The sequence below is a fragment of the Aquabacterium soli genome, assembly GCF_003933735.1.
Taxonomy (GTDB): Bacteria; Pseudomonadota; Gammaproteobacteria; order Burkholderiales; family Burkholderiaceae_C; genus Aquabacterium; species Aquabacterium soli.
Map to the genome: position 1 here is coordinate 12,885 of NZ_RSED01000026.1, position 11,896 is coordinate 24,780.

The 11,896-nt window shown below is 61.3% G+C and carries 11 protein-coding genes; 3 read left to right on the forward strand and 8 right to left on the reverse strand.

Annotated elements, in window-relative coordinates; all coding sequences use genetic code 11:
- Positions 1-1,030 precede the first annotated feature (1,030 nt).
- The 4 genes from EIP75_RS21495 to EIP75_RS21510 all read right to left on the reverse strand — a co-directional run bounded on the left by EIP75_RS21495 (position 1,031) and on the right by EIP75_RS21510 (position 5,078).
- Positions 1,031-2,440 (reverse strand): replication protein, encoded by a 1,410-nt coding sequence (locus tag EIP75_RS21495; RefSeq protein ID WP_125245253.1) that lies wholly within the window; start codon positions 2,438-2,440, stop codon positions 1,031-1,033.
- Positions 2,441-2,627: 187 nt separating this feature from the next.
- On the reverse strand, positions 2,628-3,032 hold the full coding sequence (locus EIP75_RS21500) for a hypothetical protein (RefSeq protein WP_125245254.1): 405 nt from the start codon (positions 3,030-3,032) through the stop codon (positions 2,628-2,630).
- A 226-nt stretch (positions 3,033-3,258) separates the two neighbouring features.
- Positions 3,259-4,281 carry a ParB/RepB/Spo0J family partition protein gene (locus EIP75_RS21505; protein WP_125245255.1) on the reverse strand — a complete coding sequence of 341 codons (1,023 nt, stop codon included), beginning with the start codon at positions 4,279-4,281 and terminating at the stop codon, positions 3,259-3,261.
- A gap of 11 nt (positions 4,282-4,292) precedes the next feature.
- Entirely contained in the window at positions 4,293-5,078 is a 786-nt protein-coding gene (locus EIP75_RS21510) for a ParA family protein (protein WP_125245256.1), read from the reverse strand.
- Positions 5,079-5,259: 181 nt separating this feature from the next.
- Between EIP75_RS21510 and EIP75_RS21515 the strand changes: the two genes are divergently transcribed.
- Genes EIP75_RS21515 through EIP75_RS21525 form a run of 3 tightly spaced genes read left to right on the forward strand, consistent with a single transcriptional unit; the run spans position 5,260 to position 7,807 of the window.
- A complete protein-coding gene (locus EIP75_RS21515; RefSeq protein WP_158622944.1) occupies positions 5,260-6,012 on the forward strand; it encodes an SOS response-associated peptidase family protein in 753 nt (250 codons plus the stop codon).
- A 47-nt stretch (positions 6,013-6,059) separates the two neighbouring features.
- On the forward strand, positions 6,060-6,503 hold the full coding sequence (locus EIP75_RS21520) for a LexA family protein (RefSeq protein ID WP_125245258.1): 444 nt from the start codon (positions 6,060-6,062) through the stop codon (positions 6,501-6,503).
- A 2-nt stretch (positions 6,504-6,505) separates the two neighbouring features.
- Positions 6,506-7,807: a Y-family DNA polymerase gene (locus EIP75_RS21525; protein WP_125245304.1), complete on the forward strand. Its 1,302-nt coding sequence runs from the start codon at positions 6,506-6,508 to the stop codon at positions 7,805-7,807.
- A 233-nt stretch (positions 7,808-8,040) separates the two neighbouring features.
- Here EIP75_RS21525 and EIP75_RS21530 read toward each other — a convergent pair whose 3' ends face one another.
- Genes EIP75_RS21530 through EIP75_RS21545 form a run of 4 tightly spaced genes read right to left on the reverse strand, consistent with a single transcriptional unit; the run spans position 8,041 to position 11,441 of the window.
- Positions 8,041-8,913: a Fic/DOC family protein gene (locus EIP75_RS21530; protein ID WP_125245259.1), complete on the reverse strand. Its 873-nt coding sequence runs from the start codon at positions 8,911-8,913 to the stop codon at positions 8,041-8,043.
- Positions 8,914-8,936: 23 nt separating this feature from the next.
- A complete protein-coding gene (locus EIP75_RS21535; protein ID WP_125245260.1) occupies positions 8,937-9,215 on the reverse strand; it encodes an antitoxin VbhA family protein in 279 nt (92 codons plus the stop codon).
- Complete coding sequence (locus EIP75_RS21540) at positions 9,196-10,368, reverse strand: deazapurine DNA modification protein DpdA family protein (RefSeq protein WP_125245261.1); 1,173 nt, start codon at positions 10,366-10,368, stop codon at positions 9,196-9,198. The genes EIP75_RS21535 and EIP75_RS21540 overlap by 20 nt, the downstream gene beginning before the upstream one ends.
- A complete protein-coding gene (locus tag EIP75_RS21545) occupies positions 10,362-11,441 on the reverse strand; it encodes a hypothetical protein (protein ID WP_199758669.1) in 1,080 nt (359 codons plus the stop codon). The genes EIP75_RS21540 and EIP75_RS21545 overlap by 7 nt, the downstream gene beginning before the upstream one ends.
- Positions 11,442-11,896 lie beyond the last annotated feature (455 nt).

Genomic DNA, 11,896 nt, shown 5'->3' on the forward strand with positions numbered 1-11,896 from the left:
CGCATGAGCTGGAATTCGTCATTTCCTATTCCAGCCAGCCAGAGCGATTTGCCAGCCCAGGGTGCTCTACCCCCTGGGGGCCGTGAGATCGTTGCCTGTAGCCCCTTTCCGGCAGCCCATGCCGCGCTTTGCCACTGATCGCCCCCCCCTCCTTTCAAGACAGGATTGGGTGGGGGGTGCCGCCTTTGGCGGGGGAAGGGCTTGCCCTGCCCCAGGGGGGTCGAGTTCGCATCGAAGGCGTAGCCGCAGATGGACAGGGGGGCCTGCGGCCCCCGCGAACTGGTTGGAGCCCGCTTACGCGGGCTCTGACATTGGTTGGGGGGTTGGCTTTGTTCGCCCCCCTTTTGGGGGGCACTTTCGGTTGTCTGGTGTTGGGTGAGAGATCGGCCTAAGCCGAGGTCGAGGGCAAAGCCCTTGGGGGCTTGATCAACCCCGCATGGCGGGGTCACTTATGGGCGCTTTGCGCCACCAGCAGACCAGCGGCCCGAAGGGTTGCGCAGGCTGCCATGACACGGCCCGCAGGGCCGCACTTTTTTCTACCCCACGCGCAATCGGTTTTAGCCGTCCCTACGCGGTTAAGAGAAGGGTAAGAAAGAGGGGTAAGAAGGATACAAGGGGGGAAAGGTCTTGCCTGACAAGAACTTAGGCGTGGAAACCGTCACCCAGGCAACCCGACCTGTCACCTAAACAGCCTGAGGCGGGGGCACGACCTGTCAGCCCAGCAACCCGACGATTGCCCGCACTGTGAAAACCCGTCACCCAAACAACCTGAAAACCCGCCGTCCCGTCACCCAAACAGCCTGATTTGCCGAGAACCCGTCACCCAAACAACCCGACGGTTTTGGCCAGGTGTCACCCAAACAACCCGGCAGATATCGCCCCGTCAGTTCAACAACCTGGCAACTGTCACTGGAACAGCCTGAAAAACAGCTCATCCTGTCACCCAAACAACCTGGCCAGGGCGCTCTCCTCTGGGATAGGCGAGGGATCAGCGGCAAATACCGGCTTGACCCGTCACCTAAACAACCCGTTACAAGAGGGTGTCTTGCTGCGACGGGCTCAGCTCCCCACGGGCGTCCAGACTTCGCTTGTTGGCCGCGCGCTGTTCGCTTGCAAAGGCGCGTGATGGATGCAAGACATAGCTCACGTCCACCAGCTTGGACCTGGCGCCACGTTCCTCATCCTTGCGGATGCTCAGCAGCACGCCGAGCTGTTTCAGTTCGTCCCAGGTGTCGTCCAGCGCGGCCACGGCCTGGCGCTCCTGCTTGTAGCCATCGAGCAAACCGCTGTCACGCTTGATCGTGGAGTACTTCATGACGAAGGTGTTGCCCATCGCTGCCTGTGTGTACTTGAGCACCAGTTGGCTGATCAGCCAGCGAGCCAACTGTGAACGCCCCTTCATCCAGCGGTCGTAGTTGAACTGCCGATAACCCACTGACTCGAAACTGGCGGTGACGAAGGGATGAAACTCGCAATACCACCGGGCGTGCGGATTTCGCTCAAGATCTTCCTTCTTCACGCCGGCCAGGTTGACAAGGAATGTGGATCGGCCAAACCGCCCTACCCTAAGCTCGTCAATTCCATCAGTCTGGATCTCGATTGGCGCGAGGGATAAAACATCAAGGCCCTCAGCCAGATCTTGATGCGTCATCGAGTGACCATGCTGGGCCAGCTCCTTGCGAAGGCCATAGAGCGTGAAATACACGCCACTGCGCAGCGGCGAGCCCTCGAAGAATCCGCCCGCGCCGCGCTCGCTGGCCATGTGCCGCAGCGCTTGCTCGATCAGTTCCTCGCGGGCGCTGGGGTAATACTCGATCGTCTTGCCCGGCTCGCCCTTGACTTCGATCCGCGCAGGGCGGATCACAGCTGTCATATCAATCGATTTATAGCGGAATGGAACCTGACGGATTGGCAGGTAGCCGTTTGGTTCGCGCAGCTCGTCCATCTTGCGGCGCGAGATCGAGTACCGAGGGATGCTGTCCCAAAGATCAACGGCGTTGGACAGGATGTTTCGCTGGCTGTCGTCGTTGGCCAGGAACGACTGAAACAACGCCAATTGGCGGTTGTCGAAGGCTTCCTCTGCCGGCGGCGGAAGGCTTTTACCCTTGCGGCCGGTAGATCCGCCTGCAGAGCTTTTAAGCGCGCCTTGCGGCGCCTTGGCGGGCTTGGCCGGTTTGGCCTTCTTGGCGAGCCTGCGGGCGACGTCGGAGGGCGGATCGATCCGGCTCACAAGGTTGTTGACCTGGGCCAGGCCTTGCGAGGGATCAGTGATCGCTGTGGCCCTTGCCATGGCCATGGCGTCCTGTTCTTCTTTCTCTCGTTGTTGCTGCTCCCGATGACTCTCTGCTGTCTTGTGCGCAATGTCGGTCGCTACGTCAGGGTCAGTTCCCCTGTCGATCAGCTCCTGTCGATACTTCTTCTCATCAAACTGCTTCACCATCCTGCTACCCCTGTTTTGTAATGGTTGGCAGGCACAGGCTGTCCAGCTCGCTTGTGTTCGGCCTGAATGCCGCCTAAAATGCGAATGTGCAGTCGTGATTCGTCACGGCAAACCACTGTCCTAGTGAGCACAGAACGCCCGGCTGCTATCCGGGCGTTCACCTTTGTGGCGGTGAATCTTCGTGTATTCATCGTGCCTCTTTCGCCTTCTTCCTGGCCGTGGCCAGGGCCTTGAGGATAGGCTGCAAGGTTTCCTCTGCAACCTCCCGCGAGGCCATCACCTCGGCATCGCTGTACAGGGCTTGCATTTCCTGCGCGATCGCGATCGGGACCGACAGCGTGACCTCGACATAGCTCAACGGGGATGCTTGATCAGCCAGCTTCGCCCGGATCGCTCGCACCTTGTTGCCGACGTGCTGCGGCTCGACGCCATAGCTTCGCCCGATCTCCACAGTGCTCAGCCCGCGCACGAAGAAGTCTCGGCACCAATCCTTGGTGCGCTCGCTTGTACGGGGCAAGCTGGCCAGCACCTTTTCAAGGTCTTCGGGGAACACTCGCACAAGGCGTAGATCCTGCTGATCGTTTTTGGTCATTTGACTGGCACCACTGTATTTGTGCACGCTTGATGTCGGCAGACACATACTGCGGCGGGGTTCGCTTGTCTATCCTTAATGCCATCTCGCCAAGCCTTTGCAGCAGCGTTGCAGCTTGCTTCCGAGGTGAAGTCAGATACTGGTGTGATGCTTGCGGCAGCACCCGTGCTGGTATTGATGGTTAACGTGAGAATCAGAATCCACATGGCCTAACCCTTTCTCAAGATTATTGGACGGCCAGCAACCGCAGTTCGTCAGCCTGGTAGACACGTCGATGCAATGCCGTGTTGCCGAACTGAACAACGGCGTATGCCTGCTCGGGGTGCCGCTCGGACATGACCAAGCGGGCCTTGCCGTACTTCTTGGAGAGATCTGCAAACTCAGATGCGTAGCGAGAGTGAGGCGAGAGCTCAACCACGATCAGGATCTCGGTGTTGCCTCTCTCGATCGTGGTCTTTGTGCGCCACGCGGGTTCGGCTGCCGTTGCCTGGTCCTTGCCATTTGCCTTAGTGCCGCTGCTTTTGCTTGCGCTGACACCTTTCCCAGCCGATGATGCTTGCTGCGTGCGCTCCGTCTTGTCGGCCTTCATGAAGCCTTCGGTGATGTGACGCTTATTGACCTTGGGGGGGGCTGCTTTGAGCTGTTCTGCCAAGGCCTTGGCCTTCTCTGGTGAGCGCTGTTCAAGGGACGACACTGCCGAGAGAACCGCACGGTCTGATGTAACGCCCTCTTCCACCAGCTCGACCATGCTTTCGCCACCCCGGGCAATCGCGAGCATCTTGGAGATCCAAGATTTGGTCTTGTTGTACTGCTGGGCCACCTTCTCTAGGACGCCATTGGCCGCGTCAACATCGCGTTGAACGCTCACTGCCAGCTCAAGCGTGCTCAAGTTTTCGCGGTGGTTGTTCTCAGCCAGGTGAAGCCTGTATGCCGCCTCATCATCCAGATCCTTGACCAGAAGCGGGAGAACCTTCAAGCCAGCCATGCGGGCAGCACGCATGCGGCGCTCACCGGCAATGATCTCGTACCGGCCGTTGCCGATGGGGCGGGCAAGCAGCGGTTCAATGATGCCGTTCACCTTGATCGACTCGGACAGCTCAAGCAGCGGACCTTCGGCAAAGACGGTTCGGACCTGGCGCGAGTAGCGATCGCACAAATCGATGGCCACCATCAAATACTGAGCGTCTTTCTTGAGATCGTTCAGCTTATTGCCAAGGCGGGCGATGGAACTTTTCAGTGCGGTAGTCATGATGCTCCCCCTTAGTTCTTGAACACGGTGTCGAGGATGTGGTTGAGGGCCTGGCGAACCTCCGCGCCGGCTTTCTTCTGGCTCTCGCCTTGGGAGCCCTGCCAGACGGGTCGGGATGACGCCATCGCCCCGGAAATGCTGGTGCGGTCATGGATCATCATCGGCAAGAGCATGTCGGGTGCCGCCGCCTGCAGGTCATCGAGAATCCGGCGGTCAAAGCCACTGCGGCTGTTGACCATGTTGGCCAGGAGCCCGATCACTTTCAGGTTTGGGTTGTACTCCTGCTTGACCTCTTCGATGGTGTCCATGAGATCACCCAGGCCGTCCACGCTTTCACGCGCCGGAACGAAGGGCATCACCACAAAGTCGGCGGCGATCAGCGCAGCGCGCAGTCGCTTGCCGAGCGTCGGAGGCGGATCGAGTACCACCAGGTCGGCGCCGGCTGCGCATTTGTCCAGCCGGGTGCGCAGTGTTTCAACGGCAATCTTGGGGTTCTCATCGACCTGCACCAGCCGGCGATCACCGCTCATGAGACTGATGGTCCCGTCGGTGCGATACGGAAGACTGATTGGCATGGGGGCGCGTTGCGTACCCGTGAACAGGCTGAGTGATGGGGCCGTGTCTCGGTCGAACTCGTCAGGAACAAGGTTGCGCGAGAAAGTGCCCTGCCCGTCCAGGTCAGCGGCAAGCACTTTCTTGCCGCGCTCAGCGGCCAGAAATGCGGTGTGGGTGCTAAGCATGGACTTCCCCTGCCCACCCTTTTGGATCGCGAAGAGAAGTGCTTTCGGTTTAGCCATGGCTTTCGTCCTAGTAAGCGTGTTTCCGGCGCCGACGCTGCATCATCGGTGAGGCCGCGTCTACCCGAGCGGGCAGATGCGTAACTATACCATGGGAACAGTTGTAGAGGGAAAGCGTTTCCCGTGGGAAACGGTCTTGGATTGCGACAACGCAACAGGGAGGTTGGTGTATGGTTCCCCCATGTGCAATCTCTACCAGATGGAAGAGGCCTTGGCGCTTCGGCAAAGCCTGGGCCTGCTGAACCGACAGCTTGAGCTGCCGGGGTTTGACGCTCGTCCCGTGGGCCCGTTTCAGACTGGTCTGTTCATGGTGGCGCACGAAGGCACGCTACACGGGCGCTTGGGGCAATGGGGGTTGATTCGCCCGGGGCAACCTGAGCGGATCGACTACATCCAGCCCAAACCCGAGCCCGGCAAGAAGCCCCGGGCCAAGAGGCCCCGGCATACGAACAATGCTCGCATCGAGGCCATGGATGGCACTGAACGGCCAACCAATGCAGCCAAGGTGTGGAAGGCCGGCCGGCGTTGCCTAATCCCTGCCCGGTGGTATCAAGAGCCCAACTGGGAAACCAAGAAAAACATCTGGTGGCACCTCAAGCGCGCCGATGGCCAGCCTTGGTTTTTGGCCGGCTTGTGGTCCGATGACTGGGCCGACCCCGACACGGGGGAGGTCATCCCCAGTTTCACCATGATCACATGCAACTGCGACGGCCACCCCTTGCTTAGCCGCCTGCATCGCCATGATGACAAGCTTCCTGACAATGCCCAGGACAAGCGCTCATTGGTGCATGTCGATCCCGAGGATTGGGAGGCCTGGCTCAAGGGACCTGAGCCTGCCGCGCGTGCGTTGATCAAGCCGCAGCCCATAGAGGTGTTTGACGTGGCGGACGCCATTGCCACAGACGCGGCGCTGGCCGCTCAAGGAACGCTCTAAACCCCCCTGCCCTACCCGCGCCCGATGTTGCGGCATATACTGTATGTATGTACAGTGTGCCGAATGCGCAGGGTCAGCCGTTGCTGATCGCATCCCGGGCAGCAGATCTGCTGCTCCTGGGTGATCATGTATGGGCCGGCTTTCCGAGCCCTGCAGCAGATCTTGGCGCCAAGCGCATCGACCTCACGGCCGAGCTGATCGTCCATCCGCAGGCAACTTACCTGCTGCGAGTCAAGGGCGACTCGATGAAGGACGCGCACATATTCGACGGCGATGTGCTGGTGGTGGACCGGGCCGTCAAACCTGTTCACGGCCACATCGTGGTGGCCGTGGTTGATGGTGAGTTCACGGTCAAGTACCTGTACATGCGAAACGGCCGGTTCCGCCTTCGGGCAGCCAATGCGACCTATCCCGACATCGTGCCGCGCGAGGGCCAGACCGTCGAAGTCTGGGGCGTCGTCCGCCACGCCATCAGGCACTTCCCCGTATGAGCTTGATCGCGCTCTGTGATGGCAACAACTTCTTTGCAGGAGTTGAAACCGTGTTCCGGCCCAGCCTGGCCGGCCGTCCAGTTGTGGTGCTCTCAAACAATGATGGGTGTGCGATCGCGCGATCAGAGGCCGCCAAGGCCTTGGGCATCAAGATGGGCGATCCCTGGTTCAAGATCAAGCACCTCGAAGAACACGCCGGGCTTGTAGCCTTGTCCGCGAACTTCGCCCTCTACGGCGACATGAGCGACCGCATGATGACGGTCATGGCTGGTTTGGGCTTTAGCCAGTTGGTCTACTCGATAGACGAAAGCTTCATCGACATGACGGGAATCCGCGGCGACCTTGTTGCCCGGGCTCACAAGGTGCGCAGCAGGGTGCTGCAGTGGGTCGGCATCCCGTGCTGCATCGGGATGGGGCAAACCAAGACCCTGGCCAAACTCGCCAATCACATCGCAAAGACGGCCGAGCGCAAACCAGGCAGCTTTCCCCCTCACCTGGCACAGGTGTGCAACCTGGCCAGCCTGACCCCCGCCGAACTCCGGGCGATCTTCACGCGCACACCCGTGGGTGAAGTGTGGGGTGTCGGGCCCAAGATCAGCGAGCAGCTTGCTGCCGGCGGAATCAATACGGTTCAGGACCTGGTGCAGCTCGATGTGCCGACCGTCCGGGCCCGCTGGGGTGTCACCCTTGAGCGCACGGTGCGCGAACTGCGCGGGCAATCCTGCATCGAGCTGGACGACATGGCCTCACCGAGACAAGAAATTGCATGCACCCGTAGTTTTGGACAAACGGTCAGCGAGCTGCGCCCCTTGATCGAGGCCGTGAGCAGCTACGCCAGCACGGCCGGCGAGAAGTTGCGCAAGCAACAGGGCTTGGCCGGCGCCGTGCGCGTATTCGCTCACACGTCGCCATTCAGGCCAGGGCCTCGGTATGCGCGCAGCATGGTGGTGCCTTTGCGGCGCCCTACGGCTGACACATCGGAACTTGTGACTGCTGCGGTCAAGGGTCTGCAGGCCATCTATGAGCCTGGTCATCAGATCGCCAAAGCTGGTGTCATGCTGCTGGATCTGATCCAGGCCGACAAGCTGCTGCAGGGCGAGCTGAACCTAGAGCCGGAAGAACGCCCCGACCGAACGCGCCTGATGACGGCTGTGGATGCAGTCAACAATCGCTATGGCAAAGGCTGCGTTCATGTGGCCACCACGGGCAGCACCGGGCGTCCCTCGGAGTGGTCGATGAAGCAAGAGCGGCTGACACCGCAATACACAACGCGTTGGGCGGACATGCCGATTGTTCGAGCCTGAGCAGGGCACCGCCAAACGTCGTCGCATGCTTTCGGGCGGGATACGGAGTTCGACCCGCTCAGGCGGGTCGAAGCCCTACCGGGCCGGCTCCTACCGCCCTCATGCCCCGTCCCCCGGACGGGCCACCGCTCGATGCTCCTATGGTGAGGACAGCGCCCGGCGGTCGATCTCAATACGGTCTTGAAGGGGTGAGGGGTGGATCTGGCCTGATTCACGTTTCCCGTGGGAAACGATCAGCGCTCGCGGCCTGGTGACACCTGCCGCACACGTTCGATCGGGTTGGGCTCGTCCAGTCGCTTAACGAACGCCTCCCGGACATGCTCCATGTAATCGGCAACCTGCTTTGGCCCATAGCCTTCACGCTGCTTCACCTGGTTCTCGATAGCTCTCAGACCATCGTAGGCCGTGCGCAGCTCGGGGAACTTCGCGCAGGCCTCGGCCTCCGGTAGCTTCTCGAATGCCAGTGCGCGGGCAGGGCGGGCGATCTGCTCGATGATCTTGGTGATGGGCCCAGCGTCCGGGGGCTCTGGGATCAGATACTGCCGCTCGACCAGGTGCCCATGGGTGCCACTGATAGCGCTGGCCTGGTTCCATTCGCGCGCCGTGGCCCTGGTGAAGTCAAGTTCAAGGCCCTGCTCCCTGGCGAGCTGCTTCATGAAGGTCTGCAGCGAGCGTCCATTGCCCTCAGGGAAGGGGTGGATGCGATTGGCCTCGATGTAGATGCCCGTGAGTTCCTCGCGCTTTTGCTTGACGGTCAGGCCCGTGGCCACCGCAAAGGCTTGTGTCCGTTCGGCCAACTTGTCCCAGCTCGAAACAAGCTTGTCCGGGTTCTCGAAAACTGACACCAGTCCGTTTTCAGCGGCTTTGGACGAGGGTGTTGTGCGCAGCTTGCCCGCCCACTCGTAGACATCTTGGAAGAGGTTGCCGTGAATCGCGCGAAGCCTGTCAAGGCCGAAGGACTGGGGCAGGGGAGGGGTCCGGCCTGCCTCCAGCTCGGCCATCCGCATCGAGGTCAGGCTGTATTCCGCCGCCTTGAGCTCGCGAGCATCAGTGATCCCCAGCTTGTTGCGAAATACCCCGTTCTCGTCCCTCAGGGCGGATGACATTGAGCGTGATCGAGCTGCAGGGCTTACCGCCCCCAGCTCCGGGATTCAAGGAAGCCGGCCACGCTCTTGTGGGCGATCACGTATTCGCGCAGCTCTTCGCGGGCCTGTTCAGGCGACACCTTGCCGGCCAGGATGGCAGCGGTGATGGCTTTGTCCTGAGCGCTGGGGGCCATGTCTTCCAGAGCAAACACAGCCTCGGCCTGTTCAGCCGCGATGCTGTACGCGGCGCGATCGGCCAGCACCAGCGGGCCGGTGGCGGCGCCGGGCTCGGTCGGGCTGATCTTATGCAGCAGCGGTGGCATGGGATGTCCTTTCAGGTCCGAAGGGGGAGGGCAGGGCAGTGCACCCCGCGCCCCATGATTCTTGCAGATTTGAGATCCTTGTGCCGAATCCTTCGAGCATGTCGTCACACTCGGCCAGCATCTCCGCGCTCAATCCGTTGCGCCTGGCGATGGCCAGGGCAATGGTGCCATCCTGATGGCAGTAGTGGACAGCATCCCGGTACTCAAGATCGCCCCCCATAACGAGATCTGCGTACTGCAAGGCAGCCGCCTCCATCACCAGCTCATCGGTGCTGGAGAAACCACCAAACTCGGCCGGGTCAAAGAGCATCGTCTGAACGCTCATGGCTGCGCGCGATCTGGCCGCAATACTGCGCTGTCGGTCGGCCCAGGCCGCCATGTGGGAGATCCGGAACGCCATGTCACGGCCCGTGCGGCGCTCGGCTCGGGCCTGAACATCCCAGGCCATCGAATCAACTGATGCCACGCGGTGATGGCTGGCCAGCCTCTCAAGTGCCGTGCTCTTAACCCCGAAAAGGTGCAGGCGAACATGAGCGGGAAGCACCTGGTCAACCGCTTCGAGAATAGCCAGGATGCCGGTGTCACCGTGAACCGGGCGCCGGCAGACTGACCCTAGCCCCACCAGGTCAGGCCACTCCATCAAGGGCAGCCAGGCAGCGCACGTTGCATACTCATCCGGTGTCCAGCCCTGGAGCACCGGCATGGGGGGAGGCAGCTGCCTGTCAGACGCCTCCTTGCGGCATTGACCAAGCATGTAAGCGGTCGCAGCCATCCGCAGCAACCGCAGCGGCCGGTCTTGTGCGATCTGGGGTTCGCAGCAATAGTCCATGGCGGCGTACCAGGCCCAGGGATAGGCCTGCACCAGGTCGAAGTAGTCCTCTACGGTCCACCGATAGTCGCCATACCGCACAGCCGCCACGAACCCGGCCGAATCTAAAGCCGCATCGAGCCCGTCGAACTGGGCGGGGTCCGGCAGACGGAAGCCTTTGAAAAAGCCTTCTCGCTCGTGTCCTCTCGGCCAGGTCCGGGCAAAGGCGTTGGCGGAGAAGAGCACCGGATAACCCTTGTCGCGCGCTGCGGCCACCAACTGCCCACCAGGCAGGGGCACACCGACACGAACTGTCGGGATCGGTTGATGACGTGCGCTCACCATGTCAACTCCATTTGCTGAGCCTTGGTGACGCTGTGGATCTGGGTGACCTTGCCCCCGCGTGAGTCAAAGGCATTGTCAGCATCCCGAAGCGACTGCGACATCAGAACGAACCGGGCCACCGCTTCGGCCGATCGATGAACAACGAACTCCCCGTTCACCACGTCGTTAACCCGTGCCCACTGGTTCCACGCAAAGCTGCGCCCCAGCCCCACGGTGGTTGTGGTGCTGGGGAACCTGTCAGCGCCACGAACGATGGCCTCCCAAGTTGCCCCGAACTCGACGGCATCAAACCGGCTGTGCCTCCCGGTCAGGGCTGTCCGCTCAAGCTTCAAGGCTTGTTCAAGCAAGGCAGGGTGGTATGCCGCCAACCAGTACAGCTCCCAGTGCTTCGATGCCGGACAGAAGAAGCAGGCAGACTTGACCGGCACCAGTGCCGCGCCAAGTTCGGAGGTGATGGCCTGCACGCAATCCGGCCTGCTCCAGCCGATGACCTGCAGGGGGTATGAGTAGTCAAAATCTGAGTCGGACTGTTTGATTGCTTTCGAGCGGCGCACATCGGCCCGACCGCAGTCGTAGCCGATCAGCTTCATGATCTTCTGTCCCGTCAGGATTGACCGCTCCCACAAAGGGTGGGGTGGCCTGGTGCTGGGGCCACGCTTCGCCCCCTTCAGAAACTGGTCTTGAGGCCCTTGCTTCCACTTGATGGAGCACGATTTCATTCCGAAGGCCAGCGAGGGCAATGTTTCGTTCTTGAGGCAGTTGCCCAAAAGGTCGGCGTAGCCCGTGGACGCCATCGGAACCTTGCGGCATACATCGATGGCCGGCCAGCCCCAACCCAGCAGGATGCGGTTCATCGCATCGAGATGGGCCATGGTTTCGGGCTTCTCGCCCCCTGTGTCGGCGAAGGTGATCACGTCGGGGCGGATGCCCGCTGCGCGCAGTGCAACTAGCATCGCTGTACTATCGACTCCCGCGCCGAAGCAAACGGCCACCAGGCGGCCGGCGTAGATGCTCCGAAGGGCTTGAATTTGATCCTGGGAAAGCAGGGTGCTGGCTACGCCCGATGCCATCATGGTGTCCTAGTGCAGGTAAGAGGGCAGGGCTGCTATCCCTGATGATCCTCAGCGCAACATTCTTTGTTGCCCGTGCGTTAGTATACCATGGGAACTGTTCTATTGGTATATATGCGCCCTGTCTTGTGGCCGTGGCCGTGGCCGTGGCCGTGGCCGTGGCCGTGGCGAGTCTGCCGCCGCGCATCCGCCCCGCCTTCGGCCGGAGCCCCCCCACCATCAAGACTGTATTCAATCGTCTCCCCGCCACTGGTTCGCTTCATAGGAGCATCGAGCGGTGCCCCGTCCGGGGGACGGGGCATGAGGGCGGTAGGAGCCGGCCCGGTAGGGCTTCGACCCGCCTGAGCGGGTCGAACTCCGTATCCCGCCCGAAAGCATGCGACGACGCTCTACACGTCGCACAGTTCCATGCGGGGCTTGCCCCGCTTGTCTTTCTGGATGGCGTTTCCCGTGGGAAA

What these genes read in the sequence shown, in the direction of transcription:
- EIP75_RS21515 (WP_158622944.1), top strand. Translation starts at nt 5,260, where the DNA reads ATGTGCAATCTCTACCAGATGGAAGAGGCCTTGGCGCTTCGGCAAAGC.
- EIP75_RS21540 (WP_125245261.1), bottom strand. Translation starts at nt 10,368, where the DNA reads ATGGTGAGCGCACGTCATCAACCGATCCCGACAGTTCGTGTCGGTGTG.
- EIP75_RS21535 (WP_125245260.1), bottom strand. Translation starts at nt 9,215, where the DNA reads ATGCCACCGCTGCTGCATAAGATCAGCCCGACCGAGCCCGGCGCCGCC.
- EIP75_RS21520 (WP_125245258.1), top strand. Translation starts at nt 6,060, where the DNA reads ATGTACAGTGTGCCGAATGCGCAGGGTCAGCCGTTGCTGATCGCATCC.
- EIP75_RS21505 (WP_125245255.1), bottom strand. Translation starts at nt 4,281, where the DNA reads ATGACTACCGCACTGAAAAGTTCCATCGCCCGCCTTGGCAATAAGCTG.
- EIP75_RS21495 (WP_125245253.1), bottom strand. Translation starts at nt 2,440, where the DNA reads ATGGTGAAGCAGTTTGATGAGAAGAAGTATCGACAGGAGCTGATCGAC.
- EIP75_RS21510 (WP_125245256.1), bottom strand. Translation starts at nt 5,078, where the DNA reads ATGGCTAAACCGAAAGCACTTCTCTTCGCGATCCAAAAGGGTGGGCAG.
- EIP75_RS21545 (WP_199758669.1), bottom strand. Translation starts at nt 11,441, where the DNA reads ATGATGGCATCGGGCGTAGCCAGCACCCTGCTTTCCCAGGATCAAATT.
- EIP75_RS21530 (WP_125245259.1), bottom strand. Translation starts at nt 8,913, where the DNA reads ATGTCATCCGCCCTGAGGGACGAGAACGGGGTATTTCGCAACAAGCTG.
- EIP75_RS21500 (WP_125245254.1), bottom strand. Translation starts at nt 3,032, where the DNA reads ATGACCAAAAACGATCAGCAGGATCTACGCCTTGTGCGAGTGTTCCCC.